Source organism: Paenibacillus enshidis, from assembly GCF_042136365.1.
GTDB classification, from domain to species: domain Bacteria; phylum Bacillota; class Bacilli; order Paenibacillales; family Paenibacillaceae; genus Paenibacillus; species Paenibacillus enshidis.
This window is the reverse complement of record NZ_JBHHMI010000009.1, coordinates 163,146-177,841: the sequence shown is the minus strand read 5'-3', so window position 1 is coordinate 177,841 and position 14,696 is coordinate 163,146. Positions and strand designations below refer to the sequence as shown.

Annotated in this window: 14 protein-coding genes and 1 pseudogene; 9 read left to right on the top strand and 6 right to left on the bottom strand. The window is 51.6% G+C overall.

Annotation, left to right across the window (positions count from 1 at the left end; all coding sequences use genetic code 11):
* Nucleotides 1-70: 70 nt before the first annotated feature.
* The 3 genes from ACE41H_RS12860 to ACE41H_RS12850 form a co-directional block, all read right to left on the bottom strand.
* Nucleotides 71-1,405 (bottom strand): extracellular solute-binding protein, encoded by a 1,335-nt coding sequence (locus tag ACE41H_RS12860; protein ID WP_375355658.1) that lies wholly within the window; start codon nucleotides 1,403-1,405, stop codon nucleotides 71-73.
* A 95-nt stretch (nucleotides 1,406-1,500) separates the two neighbouring features.
* Nucleotides 1,501-3,054: a helix-turn-helix domain-containing protein gene (locus ACE41H_RS12855; RefSeq protein ID WP_375355657.1), complete on the bottom strand. Its 1,554-nt coding sequence runs from the start codon at nucleotides 3,052-3,054 to the stop codon at nucleotides 1,501-1,503.
* Nucleotides 3,051-4,805, bottom strand: a complete 1,755-nt coding sequence (locus ACE41H_RS12850) for a cache domain-containing sensor histidine kinase (protein WP_375355656.1) — start codon at nucleotides 4,803-4,805, stop codon at nucleotides 3,051-3,053. The genes ACE41H_RS12855 and ACE41H_RS12850 overlap by 4 nt, the downstream gene beginning before the upstream one ends.
* Nucleotides 4,806-5,063: 258 nt before the next feature.
* Here ACE41H_RS12850 and ACE41H_RS12845 point away from each other — a divergent pair, with 258 nt between their 5' ends.
* The 6 genes from ACE41H_RS12845 to ACE41H_RS12820 all read left to right on the top strand — a co-directional run bounded on the left by ACE41H_RS12845 (nucleotide 5,064) and on the right by ACE41H_RS12820 (nucleotide 9,751).
* Nucleotides 5,064-6,350 carry a LysM peptidoglycan-binding domain-containing protein gene (locus tag ACE41H_RS12845; protein WP_375355655.1) on the top strand — a complete coding sequence of 429 codons (1,287 nt, stop codon included), beginning with the start codon at nucleotides 5,064-5,066 and terminating at the stop codon, nucleotides 6,348-6,350.
* Between the two features lie 209 nt (nucleotides 6,351-6,559).
* A complete protein-coding gene (locus ACE41H_RS12840; RefSeq protein ID WP_375355691.1) occupies nucleotides 6,560-7,264 on the top strand; it encodes a methionine ABC transporter ATP-binding protein in 705 nt (234 codons plus the stop codon).
* Nucleotides 7,257-7,931: a methionine ABC transporter permease gene (locus ACE41H_RS12835; RefSeq protein WP_375355654.1), complete on the top strand. Its 675-nt coding sequence runs from the start codon at nucleotides 7,257-7,259 to the stop codon at nucleotides 7,929-7,931. The genes ACE41H_RS12840 and ACE41H_RS12835 overlap by 8 nt, the downstream gene beginning before the upstream one ends.
* 61 nt (nucleotides 7,932-7,992) lie before the next feature.
* Complete coding sequence (locus tag ACE41H_RS12830) at nucleotides 7,993-8,838, top strand: MetQ/NlpA family ABC transporter substrate-binding protein (protein WP_375355690.1); 846 nt, start codon at nucleotides 7,993-7,995, stop codon at nucleotides 8,836-8,838.
* Between the two features lie 110 nt (nucleotides 8,839-8,948).
* The gene (locus tag ACE41H_RS12825) at nucleotides 8,949-9,140 is read left to right on the top strand and encodes a glycoside hydrolase family 30 beta sandwich domain-containing protein (RefSeq protein ID WP_375355653.1); all 192 of its coding nucleotides are present in this window, start codon (nucleotides 8,949-8,951) and stop codon (nucleotides 9,138-9,140) included.
* Nucleotides 9,141-9,388: 248 nt separating this feature from the next.
* The gene (locus tag ACE41H_RS12820) at nucleotides 9,389-9,751 is read left to right on the top strand and encodes a VOC family protein (RefSeq protein ID WP_375355652.1); all 363 of its coding nucleotides are present in this window, start codon (nucleotides 9,389-9,391) and stop codon (nucleotides 9,749-9,751) included.
* A 58-nt stretch (nucleotides 9,752-9,809) separates the two neighbouring features.
* Here the strand turns inward: ACE41H_RS12820 and ACE41H_RS12815 are convergent, their stop codons facing one another.
* Nucleotides 9,810-10,244, bottom strand: coding sequence for an Rrf2 family transcriptional regulator (locus tag ACE41H_RS12815; RefSeq protein ID WP_375355651.1), 435 nt, complete (start codon nucleotides 10,242-10,244; stop codon nucleotides 9,810-9,812).
* Nucleotides 10,245-10,453: 209 nt separating this feature from the next.
* Between ACE41H_RS12815 and ACE41H_RS12810 the strand changes: the two are divergent.
* Together ACE41H_RS12810 and ACE41H_RS12805 are read left to right on the top strand one after the other, a co-directional pair.
* Nucleotides 10,454-10,669 (top strand): annotated as a pseudogene (locus ACE41H_RS12810) (ABC transporter permease); the annotation flags it as partial.
* Nucleotides 10,647-11,639: an amidohydrolase gene (locus tag ACE41H_RS12805; protein ID WP_375355650.1), complete on the top strand. Its 993-nt coding sequence runs from the start codon at nucleotides 10,647-10,649 to the stop codon at nucleotides 11,637-11,639. The pseudogene ACE41H_RS12810 and the gene ACE41H_RS12805, both read left to right, overlap by 23 nt.
* A 139-nt stretch (nucleotides 11,640-11,778) precedes the next feature.
* Here ACE41H_RS12805 and ACE41H_RS12800 read toward each other — a convergent pair whose 3' ends face one another.
* Together ACE41H_RS12800 and ACE41H_RS12795 are read right to left on the bottom strand one after the other, a co-directional pair.
* The gene (locus tag ACE41H_RS12800) at nucleotides 11,779-11,961 is read right to left on the bottom strand and encodes a hypothetical protein (protein WP_375355649.1); all 183 of its coding nucleotides are present in this window, start codon (nucleotides 11,959-11,961) and stop codon (nucleotides 11,779-11,781) included.
* A 296-nt stretch (nucleotides 11,962-12,257) separates the two neighbouring features.
* Nucleotides 12,258-13,415 carry an acyl-CoA dehydrogenase family protein gene (locus ACE41H_RS12795; protein WP_375355648.1) on the bottom strand — a complete coding sequence of 386 codons (1,158 nt, stop codon included), beginning with the start codon at nucleotides 13,413-13,415 and terminating at the stop codon, nucleotides 12,258-12,260.
* Between the two features lie 294 nt (nucleotides 13,416-13,709).
* Between ACE41H_RS12795 and ACE41H_RS12790 the strand changes: the two genes are divergently transcribed.
* Nucleotides 13,710-14,357 (top strand): transcriptional regulator, encoded by a 648-nt coding sequence (locus ACE41H_RS12790; RefSeq protein ID WP_375355647.1) that lies wholly within the window; start codon nucleotides 13,710-13,712, stop codon nucleotides 14,355-14,357.
* The last annotated feature ends 339 nt before the right edge of the window (nucleotides 14,358-14,696 follow it).

The following is a 14,696-nucleotide window of genomic DNA, read 5'->3' as shown; positions in this document are numbered from 1 at the left end:
ATTTGGCCGGTCAAGTGCAAGCCGCACCCGGAGGGGTGCGGACCGATTTTTTTGTATTTTCAAAAAAAGGTTACTTGCCTGTAGCGGCTTCTTGAGTGGTTTGCAGCTTCTCCGCCACAGAGGCGGGTTCTCCACCCAGCATAATTTCCTGCAGCCCGTTGTTGACGGCCTCACCGCCGGCAGCGGACAGATACAGATCATATACAGGGCTGAATTGGAGCGTTTTGACCAGATTGAACGCTTCATAGAACAAAGGAGTAACTTTGGATTCATCGATTTCCACATTATACATAACCATGGAATCGCTTTCCGCGATCGCCTTTTGCGCATCCGCATTGCTCAGCTTGTAGAACAGCTCCTTTGCCAGCTTCAGCTTTTCTCCTTCGAGATTGGCGTTAAGCACAAAGCCGCCGCCCGGACCGCCGGTAATGGTGTTGGCCTCGCCGAGACCGTTCGGCATGGCCGGGAATAGCGTAATGCCCACCTTGTTCATTTGCTCCTCGGAGGCGGCAGCGGCCCAGTTGCTGATGGACCAAGCGCCGTTCATAATCATGGCAGCATTGCCCTGGATGAACTGCTGCTCAGCCTGCGTATTATCCAGGCTGTTAGCGCCTTCCGGGAAGGCTCCTGTGTCAACCAGCTGTTTAAAATATTTTAAAGACTCCAGGAACTGCGGATCCGTGAAGGCAGCTCCATTGCCATCCTTGGCTTTCATGAACCAGTCAGTGCCTGTTACACGGTCTGCCAATACGCCGAACAAGGTCGATTGAGCTACCCATGGCGCCTGATTGCCAAGCTCAATTGGCGTAATGCCTGCTGCTTTGAATTTTTCAATGGCTGCCAGCAGTTCTTCCCAGGTAGTAGGGGCTGCAACGCCGTTTTGTTCGAAAAGTTCTTTGTTATAGAAGAGGAAGGAGGTTGCCGACATGGCGACAGGTACGGAATAAGTTTCGCCATCGTAGGTGTAGATATCGGTAGCACCAGGCAGGAATCCGTCAGCCCAATCTTTGTGCTCTTCCAGTACATCGGTGATCGGCTGAATCAGGCTGGCCTTCTGGAACTCATCCGTGAAGCTGCCTGCATAGGTAAGGAAGAGATCCGGCATTTCCTTGGCGGCTGCCACCGTTTGAATCCGTTGACGGTAAGCATCGGTAGGGATAGGCTGCGAATCCACCGTCACATCTGGATGCTCCTGCTGAAATTCGTCGATCAGCCGGCGCATCGTTTGCGCACGAAGATCGTCACCGGAATAGTTGTGCCAGATGGAAAGCGTGATTTTTTCACCGCTGCCGCCGCTACCGGTATTTCCAGCAGTACCTGTGTCACTGCCGCCGCTGCCCCCGCAACCGGCCACGACCAGACACAGTGTAAGTACAGCAATAAGAGCTTTGAACGTTTTTGTCATGTTTTCTTACCTCCATCCGTAAATGTTTCTCCTATAATATAAAAAACTCCCACCTGCAGGTAAGGGGGGAGAGTTAAGGGGAGGGGGGATAAATTTCAGCAGTTGCTGCGGTATTCAGACGGAGTGAGTCCGGTATGGCGTTTAAAAAGCCGGGTGAAATACTTCATGTCCTCATAACCGACGCTTTTGGCGATTTCCTTCACGCGCAGGGAGGTCCCCGACAGCGCGGTCATCGCTCTTTCCATCCGTTCGGCCGTAACAAACTCAATATAGTTTCTTCCAGTCTCGCGTTTGAACAAATCGCTCAGATAATTCGGATGAACATGGATGTGGGCGGCGACTTGCTGCAGCGTGATGTTGTGGACAAGGTTGCCGCGGATAAAAGCGATAGCCTCTTTAATGTACCGGTTGGTGCTGTCAGACCATGTCAGATAAATGTCCATCATTTCCTCCAGATGACGGGTAAGCACTCCCTCGGGATTGGCGAGCAGCGTTTCCAGTGACGGCAGCCGCAGCCCGGCAGCCGGCATTTCAACACCGCTATCCCGGGCGGATCGCTCCAGCCAGCGGTAGCCTGTCATCAGCAGCAGCTGGATATAGGCGTGAAAGGATTCGGGAGTAGCCTGCGGATTGGTCCGAACCGCCGTGCATAATTCCTCAGCAAGCAAGCGCAGGCTGTCCCGTTCCCCGCTCTTGAGCGCTCGTATGAAGCGGGCCTCATCTTCCGGGGAGCGGGCCAAATCGATTCCTTTCCGGCCCTGTATCTGGTCGGACGCCACCAGCTTATTGTCATGGGCGAACCAGCGGTAAGTATGGATCTGCTTGGCCTGGATATAGGAAGAATGGAGCTGGTTCAAGCTTTGAACAACCGGCCCGGCGGAAATGAACAGGCACAAGCCCACCTCCTGCTCGATGTGCTCGGCTGTCTCCAGGAGCCGCTCATTAGGATTCTGAGCTCCGTGGAGATTAATGACAGCCAGCATTTTTTGCCCTTTCCGAAGGCAGACGGAGGGAAGCTGGCTCTTTAACTGCTGCTCCACCGAGGACACCATGCCATCGGTCAGGCTGTCTTGCTGACCGGAGAGCAGCGATATCATCAGCACCTGCAGGGGCGGCAAGGGCTCGTCCAGGAGCTGCTTTATTCCAGGCAGCAGGCTGTTCAGCCTGTGCAGCTCGCCGTTTGCGGGCACGCGGCCGTTCAGCAGCAGGTCTTCGAGCACGCTGATTTGCCGCGGTTTATCGCCCTCCGTCTTGTTGGCGGGACTTTGCCCGGGTCTGTTGAGGATACGGCTGCGCGCTTTTACGGCGGCGTTGATGATTTCCTCAGGACTGCTCGTTTTTAATATATAATCAGCCACTCCATAGCGAATTGCCTGCTGTGTAAATTGAAATTGGTCATGAACGGAGAGGACTACGATCTCGGTCTGCGGATAGGCCTCTTTAATTTCAGCGGTCATGTCCAGGCCATTTTTGCCGGTCATTTGAATGTCGGTAAACACAATCTCGGGCCGCTCGCCCGGGAAGCGGTTGAGCGCTTCTTCCGCAGAGGCGGCAGGCTTGAGTAATGTAAATCCGTGTTCTTTCCAGGGGATTACAGTGCTTAGCCCGTTGCGTATGATGACCTCATCGTCCACAATCAACAACTTCATGCTTCATCTCCTCCAATGCAGGGAATGGTAAACGAAATCCGGGTGCCGCGGCTTTGCTCGCTTTTGATATGAAGGCCCGTATTTTCGGCATAATGCATCGCGAGACGGCTATGCACGTTGCGCAGTCCGTAGCTTCCGCTTCCGGAGCGGGGGTGTCTGCCCATTGATAGAGAAGAACGAAGTTGTTTCAGTACCTTAGGGCTCATGCCTGCCCCGTTATCCTGAACAGTAAATTCCATCCCTCCGCCTGATGCTCTTACTTTGATGCTTATGCGGCCATGCTCCCCGGTTTGCAGCACACCGTGCAGGATTGCGTTTTCGATCAAGGGCTGCAGCAGCAGCTTGAGCATTTTTTGGTGCCTGCAGTCGGGATCGACTTCGAAATCTACTGTAAATTGCTGCGGGTAACGGATGGATTGAATCTGTACATAACTCTCCACATGGGCGATTTCCTGCTGTACCTCGCAGAACTCCTCGCCCTGGTTCAGGCTGAAGCGCAGAAAGCTGCTCAGCGAGTCCACCATCACTGCAATGCTGCTGTCCCTGTTCATCAAGGCCATCCAATGGACGGAGGCAAGCGTGTTGTAAAGAAAGTGAGGATTGATCTGAGCCTGCAGTGCAAGCAAATCAGCTTCCTTTTTGCGGGCCTCATTCTCCTTGACCTGTGCGGTCAGGCGCCGGATGCGGCGGCTTAAGCGGTTATAGCTGATAATAAGCTGGCCAACCTCATCCGTCGAGGGGACGGGAAGCTTATCCTCCAGATTGCCCTGCTTCAGAAATACGGACAGCCGGTGCAGCGGTCTCGTAATGGTGGAGATCAGAAAAAGCAGAATTGCCGCAATGATGAAGGCGGCAGCCGCGATGACCAGGGCGGTCAGACGGAGCAGGTACTGGTTCTCGCTGCTGTACTGTGCGAAAGGAATGACGCCCAGCAGCGTCCAATCCGTATTGGGCATTTTATAATACATCAGGGTCTTCTGGTCACTGCCCTTCCCATAATTCAGGAAGCCGGAGGCCGTCTCCGACAGATTGATGCCGGGGAAGAGTGCGGTCAGTTCCCTCGCCCCGGATACCTGTTCCTGTCCTGCGATGATGCGGTGATTTCCATCCAGCAGCAGCACATATCCATCACCTTCCATACCGGATTGATGAAGATAGCGGGAAATGACTTTCTGGTTCAGGCTGATGGCAAGGAAACCGAGCGGTTGGTACGTGTAGGTGCTGCGGATCGGCCGGGTCAGTGTAATCGTGCTTCTGGCAGCCGCGCCTTCTTCTCCCGAAGGAATGGACCAGAGCTTTTCGGGTGGAGCTTCTTGGGGGAGCCTGCTGTCCTCCGGCAGGACAAATGTGCGTCCCGCAAACTGTTTTGCTGAATAAGATATGACTTCCTTGCTGTCGTCCGGAATGATGCTGATGTTGGCGATGTAATTTTTGGAGAAGACCAGGTTGGTAAGAAAAACGATGATGGAGGTGCGCAGTACGACATTGCCGCGAGAAGCACGCAAATACTGCTGTACATCTTCATCGCCGATCAGGAAAATGGACATGCTTTCGACATCCTTAACCATCAGCTGGAGCTGGGTATCGAGCTGGCGCAGAATATTCATGCCTGTAAGCTTGGCTTTTTCTTCCGAGAGGGAGGATGCGGTAGCGTATGAAAAAAAGCCTAAAGATATAATCGGAATGATCATTGCCAGGATTAATATAAAAGATAGCTTTCTCTTTAATGACCGGCCAAGCCATCTGTTCATTCGACCCCTCCTTTCATCAAACGAAGCAGCAGGATAGATTAACGTTATTAAAATTAACATAAATATTCCCGATATGATTCCGAAAAAAATAATATGTCATGAATAATAACATTATTCTCGTTTTTTTGCAGAGGAACTTGTAAATAAAATATTCGTTGAGGGGGGTATCATGTCTGATTTTCCCATGACACTGGAATAGGCCAATCCTCTCCCTTCATAGGATAGTAGTAGTGTTATCTTATGTGAGGAGGGACCAACATGCAGATTCATGTTGTCCAGGCCAATCAGACGATCTACGGCATTGCTGCAGCATACAGCATCCCTTATGAGGATATCGTTCAAGCAAATGAACTGCCGAACCCGGAACGTCTCGTGGTCGGACAAACTCTGGTGATTCCGATCGCGGGCAGCTATTATTGGGTCCAGCCCGGCGACAGCCTGTGGTCGATTGCCCGGCGGTTTGGTATGACTTATCAGGAGCTGGCACGCGTGAACGGGATTTCTCCAGGCCAGACACTGTCTGCCGGGTTTCGGCTGTACATCCCGCCCCGTTCCAGGGTGAGCGCCGAATTCAACGCTTACGTGGAGCCAAGGGGGGAAGCGGTTGCTCCGGGGCTGGTGGAAGGAGCGCGGGCAGCCGCACCACATTTGACGTATTTGGCACCATTCAGCTTTCAAGCGCTCAGGGACGGAACGTTAAAGGAGCCGCAGCTGAACGATTTTCCGCAGATCGCCCGCGCCAACCGGGTTGTGCTGATGATGGTCATTACGAATCAGGAGAACGACCAGTTCAGCAGTGAGCTTGGACGTATTTTGCTGAACGATATTCCCGTTCAGAACCGGTTTTTGGACAATATCGTGGCTGCCGCCAGCCAATACGGATTTCGGGATATCCATTTCGATTTCGAATTTTTGCGGCCGGCCGACCGGGAGGCATACAATAACTTCTTGCGCAAAGCCAAAACGCGCTTTCAACAGCAGGGCTGGCTGATGTCCACCGCGCTTGCCCCCAAAACCAGCGCCACACAGGCGGGGCGGTGGTATGAAGCTCACGACTACCGGGCACATGGGGAAATTGCCGATTTTGTCGTGATCATGACCTATGAGTGGGGGTACAGCGGTGGTCCGGCCCAGGCCGTGTCCCCAATCGGTCCGGTAAGAAGAGTCATCGAATATGCGCTGACGGAGATGCCTGCCTCCAAAATCATGATGGGGCAAAATTTGTATGGGTACGATTGGACCCTGCCGTTTGTGCAAGGAACTGTGGCGAGGGCGGTCAGCCCGCAGCAGGCGATCGGGATCGCTGCCGACAATAACGTGGCGATTCAATACAGCGAAAGAGCGCAGGCTCCGTTTTTCCGCTATACGAACGGGGAGGGCCGGGAGCATGAGGTGTGGTTTGAAGATGCCCGTTCGATTCAGGCCAAATTCGATTTGGTCAAAGAGTTGGGTCTGCGGGGGATGAGCTATTGGAAGCTGGGCCTGAGCTTTCCGCAAAACTGGCTGCTGATCGAAGACAATTTTGACGTGGTGAAAAGGGGCTGAATCCACCGCTGTATCCGGCAGATGACACTTTGCAGACGATGAGCTCAAGACGGGCACAGCATTCTGTGCTTCGTCTTTTTTTGTACTAATATATTTAAAATAGTGACACAGATTATATCATGTCCTATAATTTAGAGGTGTACGGACGATATAACAGTATTATAAATAAGTAATACAGTGTGCCAGCTTGACGGAAGGAGGAGAGGCTTATCATCTCACTGGAGCATGTCAGCAAAACTTACCGCATGCCAGAAGGTCAGCTGGAAGGGGTGCGGGACGTTTCTCTTCATATTCCGAAGGGAACGATTCACGGCATCATCGGCGTCAGCGGGGCGGGTAAATCCACGTTGCTGCGGATGGTCAATCTTCTGGAACGTCCGGATCAGGGCAAGGTCTTTGTCGGGGAGCAGGAGATGACGGCTCTGTCCGCCCGGCAGCTGCGGGAGTCCCGGCGCTCGATCAGCATGATCTTTCAGCAGTATAATCTTGTGCTGAACCGCACTGTCAGCCGGAACATTTCTATGGCGATGGAGCTTGCCGGGGTGCCAAAGCCGGAGCGGCTCGCACGCATCGAGGAATGTCTGAGATTTGTAGGACTGGAGGATAAGGCGCAGCAGTATCCCTCCCGGCTGAGCGGCGGACAGAAGCAGCGGGTTGCAATTGCAAGAGCTTTGGCCAACGGTCCGAAGGTGCTGCTCTGTGACGAGCCGACTTCAGCGCTGGATCCGCAGACGACCGCGGATATTTTGGAGGTACTGCATCATATAAACCGTTCCTACGGTGTGACCATCCTCATCGTGACCCATGATATGAGCGTCGTGAAGAAGATATGCAGCCGGGTGTCTGTCATGGAGCAGGGACAAATTGTGCGGACGGTAGCAGCGGATGAACTGGAGGCAATAGGCAATGCTTGAGCAGATGATGGCGGATGTCGTGAAGTATCAGTCCGAAATCTGGCAGGCCATCGGCGAAACCTTCGTCATGGTCGGCATTTCAATACTGGCCGCACTGCTCGTAGGTCTTCCGCTGGGGACCGTTTTGTTTTTGTGCAGAAAGGGACAGCCCTATGCGAATCGCCTGCTGTTCACGGTCCTGGACACCTTTGTAAATATTGTCCGCTCATTTCCGTTTCTGCTGCTGGTTGTGTTTTTGATTCCATTTACACGTCTGATCGTCGGAACTGCGCTGGGCACACTGGCTGCGGCCGTGCCTCTGGCTGTGGTGGCAATTGCCTACTACGCGAGACTGGTGGAGCAATCTCTGCTGGACGTTCCGCGCGGCGTGATGGAAGCTGCCTCTTCCATGGGTGCGTCGACGATTCAGATGATCGTGAAATTCCTGTATGTGGAGGCGCGCTCCGGGCTCGTCCTGGGACTGACCACGGCGACGATCAGCTTCATCTCCTATTCCACAGTTATGGGGGTTGTCGGTGGCGGAGGCGTGGGAGACTTTGCCATCCGGTACGGGTATCAGCGCTTTGAGACAGAAATTATGGTATTTACCATCATCATTATGATTATTTTGGTGCAGTCCATCCAATTTGCCGGCAGCGCGCTGTCCAGGCTATTGGATAAACGGTAACCGGGAGACTTGTGCCTGAACTGGAAAAAGATAAACAGATGGGGGTTATTTCATGCGAAATATGAAAAATAAAATGCTGCTGATGCTGCTTGCGGTCATGATGCTGATTGTAGCAGGCTGCGGGCAGCAGTCCGGCCAATCCGGGACTGCAGGAGGGAAGGCCGATCAGGCTGCGGGAGCCAAGGAGGAAACGACGCTGAAGGTAGCGACGCTGATTCCGCCGATGACCGATGTGCTTGAACTGGTGAAGCCGCTGCTCAAAGAGGACGGCATTAACCTGGAGATTGTGGTGCTGTCCGACAACGTGCAGCCGAATACGGCTCTGGCCGGCGGTGAAGTGGACGCTAACTTCTTCCAGCACGTCCCTTACATGGAACAATATAATGAGGCAAACGATTCACAGCTGGTAGGTATACAGCCGATTTACCACGCGATTTACGGCGGGTATTCCAAGCGCTTCAAGAAGATTGAGGACCTGCCGGAAGGCGCGACCCTCGCCATGGCGAATGATCCGTCCAATATCGGTCGTTCGCTGGTCATGTTTGAGAAGAACGGCCTGATTAAACTGAAGGACGGCGCAGGCATCAACGCCACCCAGGCGGATATCGTGGAAAATCCACAGCACTTCAAGTTCAAGGAAGTCGATCTGCTGATGCTGGCCCGTACGCTGGATGATGTCGATCTGGTGGCCATGACCCCCGCTTATGCCGCTCCGCTTGGCCTGACGCCAAAAAAGGATGCGCTGATCAAAGAGGATGTGGACTCCAAGTTTGCAATCACGCTGGTAGCGCGTGAAGATAACAAGGATTCCGACGCCATCCGCAAGCTGGCGGAACGTATGAGCGGTCCGGAAGTGAAGAAGTTTTTCGAGGATAATTACGCCGATATTGCAATTCCGGCATTTTAATTTATAGTGTCCATAAATTACGTCCGCTGCGAAAGGCCTAACCCGGCTTTTGTGGCGGATTTTTTTGATTATGAAATGAATCAGCCAACTTATACAGACAATACAGTGAGATGAAGGAAAATCGAGACCAGGTACATAAGCTCATTTTTAACGTCTATTGCTCAAAAGATACGGTAGTGCTGATTGCCGTCAACGTATCGGCGGACAGCCGGGAAATTACCGTAAGGCAGGGCACAAAATCCTTTGCCTACACGCTGCCCTCACACGCGGCCGTTACATTCACCTGGCAGCCGCAGGACTGAGTAAGATCTGTTGCTCAAGTGGCCTGGAATTCCAACAGACAAGCTCGGATGAGGAAAATCACCATGCCACGCGCAGATGTGAAGGACAAATCGTATGCACCTTGAACATCGAATCGTCAACGTCTGATGAAACAAAAGAATGAAGAATCTTCACTAAAAAAAATTGACAAGATCGAGATATTTTTATATAACTTAAATAGTTATAACCATTATGGTTATATTTAAAAAAAAAAAATTTTGGAGGTAACATGAAAATCACAGATCATTTTATCCCGGTTTTTACCGAACAACTGGATTCGACCGTTACTTATTATGAATCTCTTGCTAATCAGCCTATGGATCGAAGATGGGATATTCCCGAAGCTGGCTTGTCTTTAGCCACAGTATATCCTTACGTCATTGTATCTGGAAGTCCGGAGGCCTTGGAGCCTGCTAGATCACTCCGTGCCGTAGTGTACGTTGATTCCATGAACGAATTGAAGGACGAATTAAAAAAGCAAAATACCCTTATCATTAGGGATCAGCATGGTCCTATTGGCCCAAGCATTTTTGTACAACATCCTGATGGCAGTTTTATTGAATATGTTGAGCCTGCACAGGCTGCTGTTTGACTGGCGTAAATTTAAAAAATGTAAAATAAAGCTGCTCCACGGCATATAGGGAGCAGCTTTATTTTACATTCGATTTTGTCCGTAATTGCTCAACAATCTGAGCCAAGGTAACAGAAGCCAGTTCACGCTCCATTGCCATCTGCGCATGAGAGAATTGTGGTACAAGAACCGATTCAATGTTCATTCCTACAGAGCAATTGGGGTCAGGGTCCTTATGAAAATTGAAAAGCTGATTTCCTTCCACAGATTCGACCGCCCGGAAGATATCCAGTAGGGTTAATCTTTCGGGAGATACTTGAAGGGAGGCCCCCGCAACTCCAGATTTTGTTTCAATATACCCTGCTTTTTTGAGCTGGGCCATGATTCGTCTAATTACAACAGGGTTACTATTGATGCTTCGTGCTATTCGATCGCCTGTACTATATAGCGGATCCAACGTGATCATCGAGAGAATATGGACTGCCATCGAAAAACGACTGCTAATTTGTTTCAACTACTCACCCTCTTTTCTACACAGTATAGTTCCAATTAAATAACAGGTCAATTGACAAACGGTTCAGCTGCCAAACAAGAACTTAAAAGTCAACTCCAGCAATAGATTGCCGGTTCGCCCAGTTATATCAGGCTTGTTTGCCGATTTCATGTTGCGAAAGTTGAGATAATGCGCCATTGAAATTTGGGGTCAACAGCGAATGATTCGTTCTCAGAGCCCCTTCGATGAGCCTGGGGGCCGGAAGGCTGAAAACGTTCTGGCGTGTGACACTTCCGCTGATCAAGCCGGGCATTATCGCGGGCACGGTATTCTCCATTGTGGAATCCTTTGGCGAGGTGTCGATCAGCCTGTTCGTATCCTTACCGGGAAATACAACCGTGCCTGTGCGGATTTTCAGATATATTGACCAGACCTTTGATCCGTCCGGGACGCACGCTGGCGCTGCGGGCCGATATCGATGCGCTGCCGATCCATGAGGAGAATACATTTGAATATGCCTCCACGGTAGAAGGGGTCATGCATGCCTGCGGCCATGACAGCCATGCGGCCATGCTGCTTGGCGCGGCATATATTCTGTCACAGCACCGGGAAGAGCTGCAGGGCGAGGTGCGGTTTATTTTCCAGCATGCCGAGGAACAGATTCCCGGCGGGGCACAGGAGCTTGTGGATGCCGGAGTCATGGAAGGGGTCGACGCCATCTACGGCCTGCACCTGATTTCCTGGCTGGATACCGGCAAGATCGGTCTGCTGTCCGGGCCTGTGATGGCAGGCCACGATGGCTTTGTTATCACAGTAAACGGTTCCGGCGGCCACGCGGCATATCCCCACCAGGTCGTGGACGCGATTGCTGTCGCGGGACAGCTGATCAGCCATCTCCAGCATGTGGTTGCGAGACATACCGATCCGCTGAAAAATGCCGTCCTGTCGATTACGCATATCCATGGCGGCGAAGGCTACAATTCTTTTCCGGAGCAGGTTAAAATGGGCGGCACCTACCGTTCGTTCGATCAGGCGGAGCGGGAGAAGATGCCGGGGCTGATGCGCCGTATTATTGACGGCGTGGCCGCCGCGCACGGTGCCACCTGTGAGCTTGATTACCGTTTCGGCTACCGTCCGCTGTACAATGATCCGCAATTGGTGGAGCTGGCGCGTTCGGCTGCCGCGGAGCATTTTGGCCCCGAGGTAAACGAAGAGATGCTGCCAACGATGGGGGCGGAGGATTTCTCGGCATATCTGCAAAAAGCGCCGGGCGCGTTTATCTACATCGGCTCGCGGAACGTAGCGAAAGAAAGCCATTTTCCGCATCATAATCCCCGTTTTACGGTGGACGAAGATGGGATGGATACAGGCTTGAAGCTGCTTTTACTGCTGGTAGGGAAGTGGCAGGAGCGGTAATACACGATTTTGAATTATGAGTCGGCATTATGCCGGCCATTTAGTTCCCGTTAGGGCATATTTGTTACCTTAAGTATGCTGTATAATAATGGAGGCTAACGCCAAAAAAGCCTTAACGTGTACGTCAATTTACTCTAATCTAACGTTTTCCTTTGCGATCCAAAAGAGAAAGCAAGAAGAAAACTCCCACAGCAATCAAAACAAAATAAAGATATTCAAACCAATTTACTTTATTTAATGTGTCTCTAAACAGACGGTAAATCACTGCAACAATCACGGATGTAATCACACCAATGATCAGTTTTGTAATCTTTTGTTTCATAAGCTATTCTTTGTAACCATCCAACCATATTTCGATGGTGATGGGCTTCCTTTCACATGCTTTGTTCTGTTGCTATATAAATAAGCAGGCCCTAACTTATGTTGGTTTTTACTTTTTATCTAAAAATGTCCATGATTAAAGGATAACATTATTTCCCGTTTATGAAAATTACATTTATATACTCTACTATTGCATTTTGCTTCAAAATAATATAAGCAGAAAAATAGACCGCTGACTCCAACTCAGGAGAGAGCGGTCTATTCACATTATAGGGCTGGCGGCTCATCTGCTTAGCCTTATTCTCTTTCCTTCAGAGCATCGGCTGCCAGCATCTGCAGCACCGTATTGTCCATCGGCGGGTTATGCAATCCTGCCCGCACATCGCGGTAATAGCGCTCCAGCGGCAGCTTTTTGGACAAGCTGGTGCCCCCTACAATCCGCATCGCCAGATCAACGACCTTCAAGGCGTTGTGGGTTACGGTGTATTTAGCTAGGCCCAGTTCGGGACGCATTTCGGGGCGCAGCGCTTCATGGCGGTCCCAGCGGTCTGCCGTTGCATAAAGGAGACAACGTGCTGTCCGCAGTTCGGCTTCCATTTGCCCGATGGACTGCTGCACGAGTGGAAGACCGGCAATCGATCCCTGAATGGAGTTGGGCTTGTAATTTGCAGCAAAATCTACCGCGAAATCCCTTGCCGCCAAAGCAATGCCCATATAGCATGCTGGGATATGCAGGAGCCAGCCGGAGCCTTCGTCCATTCCTTTGCCGGGAATGCGGGCATTGTCAGCCGCAAAGGCCTGGTCGAGCACGACATCATGGCTGCCGGTGCCGCGCATGCCGAGCGTATCCCACGTTTCTTCAATTTTTACCCGGTCGCTGACATACACCAGAAACTCGCTTACGGTATCCTCTTCCGGGAGGTAGGCGGTCACGACAAACCGGTCAAGAACAGGGGAGAGCGTACTGAACGTTTTGCGGCCGGTGATCAGCCAGCCGCCATCGGTGCGGACGGCGGTCGTCTCCGGTCTGCCGCCCCGGCTCGGACTGCCGGATGAAGCCTCGCTGGCAAATACGTTCAGCATGGCGCCCTCTTCTACGACAGCACGGCAGAAGTCGGCGAACAGCGCTTTCGGCCATTTGCCTGACGTTCTCAAGTACAGCATCTGCCCAAGATGCCAACCGACGCCAAGCGCTGTGGAGCCGTCTCCGTAGGCCAATCTTTCCTGTGCCTGAACCATCTCATAGAGCGAGATCTCATCCCCTCCAAAAGCCTTCGGCAAGGTAAGCTTCAAATATCCGGCATTCCGCAAGTCGGCAAAATTTTCAAACGGGAAAGAACCATCACGGTCATGCTGGGCAGCTCTCTCAGCAAACGAGGCGGCCAGTTCATCGATTTTCGCAACCCTCTGCTGTTCAGTCTCGTTCCGTATGTATTGATCACTAAACCGGCTCATATTTGTGATCCACTCCTTCAATGTGTCTGTGGAGGTATCCTGCAGCAACCTCTTATACAACGATTTTACCACAGCAGAGAGATTAATCCCCATAATAAAACTGACTAATCCAGTCCAAGAAGGCGGTTTTATACTGCTCTTTCATTGTTGGTCACGATGTTTTCCGTTATAATCAGCTGTGAAGGTCATGAAGAACATGCCGCTTTCGTACAGCATATCCCGGGCTGAGGTTCGAGGAAATGCTGTGAGGAAGCGTTTTTTTGTTTGTAAAGATTCGAAAAGGAGGAGCGGGGAGTGGCACGATTCGAGCAATACTATGAGGCCTGGTTAAGTAGCCAGCTTGAAATGGAGGTTAACCCCAGAAGGAAGGAGCGGCTTAGCCAAGGTTTAGGGCATGGAACAGTGGAGTTTCTGCGGAAAGTCTGGTTCCCTGCAATAGGAAGCCTGAACCATTTATTCCCGGAATGGGAGGTCAGAGATTTTAGTAACGGGTACCGGTATTTGGACTTGGCGTATATGCCCGGGGATGCCAAAGGAGGAATTGAAATCCAGGGATACGGGCCACATGCCAGGGACCTTGATGTCAGGAGGTTTAAGGATTTATGCCGTCGGCATTGTCTGCTTGCATTGGATGGCTGGACTTTTCTTCCGATTGCCTATCCTTCGATTGTGGAAGAAACAAAGCAGTGCCAGCAACTGGTGCTCGCTTTTATTGGCAGGTTTGTCGCGACGGATGTACCTTCCACTTTAACATGGCTGGAGGCGGAAACTCTTCGATATGCCAGACGTCAGCTTCGGCCATTCACTCCTGGAGAGTTGACTGCGCATTTGAAAGTAACCAACCGGCACGCCAGGCGGATTTTGCAGGGGTTAGTGGAAAAGAAACTGCTTGATAAGGCCAGTGGTTCGCAGCGTATTCGCACCTATCAGCTTCATCTGTAACAAGGATGATTGAAACCGGACTGGAAAGTCCCTATTCGTTAAAAATACGGGGGATTGCCTAATATTGCGGACTGAGATGCATCTATTTGATCAAAATATTACTCTACGGCAGCAATTCGGGGCGAATAAAGGCTATACGGTCCGCAATAGTGGCGTTTTGGGGCGAAGAGCAGCAAATAGGGGCGCTCCAGTCCGTTAAGCTCACGGCAAGCCCCCTTAGTTTCGGTTCCCTCAAGGATCGGTTCCGCCAACCTCTTCAAGTGGTCTGCCGGGTATATCTTCACCATCTTCGAATGCTACTCGCCCGGACGATATCTTACCATCCGTCATGGATACCGG

What these genes read in the sequence shown, in the direction of transcription:
- ACE41H_RS12860 (WP_375355658.1), bottom strand. Translation starts at nt 1,405, where the DNA reads ATGACAAAAACGTTCAAAGCTCTTATTGCTGTACTTACACTGTGTCTG.
- ACE41H_RS12855 (WP_375355657.1), bottom strand. Translation starts at nt 3,054, where the DNA reads ATGAAGTTGTTGATTGTGGACGATGAGGTCATCATACGCAACGGGCTA.
- ACE41H_RS12850 (WP_375355656.1), bottom strand. Translation starts at nt 4,805, where the DNA reads ATGAACAGATGGCTTGGCCGGTCATTAAAGAGAAAGCTATCTTTTATA.
- ACE41H_RS12845 (WP_375355655.1), top strand. Translation starts at nt 5,064, where the DNA reads ATGCAGATTCATGTTGTCCAGGCCAATCAGACGATCTACGGCATTGCT.
- ACE41H_RS12835 (WP_375355654.1), top strand. Translation starts at nt 7,257, where the DNA reads ATGCTTGAGCAGATGATGGCGGATGTCGTGAAGTATCAGTCCGAAATC.
- ACE41H_RS12830 (WP_375355690.1), top strand. Translation starts at nt 7,993, where the DNA reads ATGAAAAATAAAATGCTGCTGATGCTGCTTGCGGTCATGATGCTGATT.
- ACE41H_RS12825 (WP_375355653.1), top strand. Translation starts at nt 8,949, where the DNA reads ATGAAGGAAAATCGAGACCAGGTACATAAGCTCATTTTTAACGTCTAT.
- ACE41H_RS12820 (WP_375355652.1), top strand. Translation starts at nt 9,389, where the DNA reads ATGAAAATCACAGATCATTTTATCCCGGTTTTTACCGAACAACTGGAT.
- ACE41H_RS12800 (WP_375355649.1), bottom strand. Translation starts at nt 11,961, where the DNA reads ATGAAACAAAAGATTACAAAACTGATCATTGGTGTGATTACATCCGTG.
- ACE41H_RS12795 (WP_375355648.1), bottom strand. Translation starts at nt 13,415, where the DNA reads ATGAGCCGGTTTAGTGATCAATACATACGGAACGAGACTGAACAGCAG.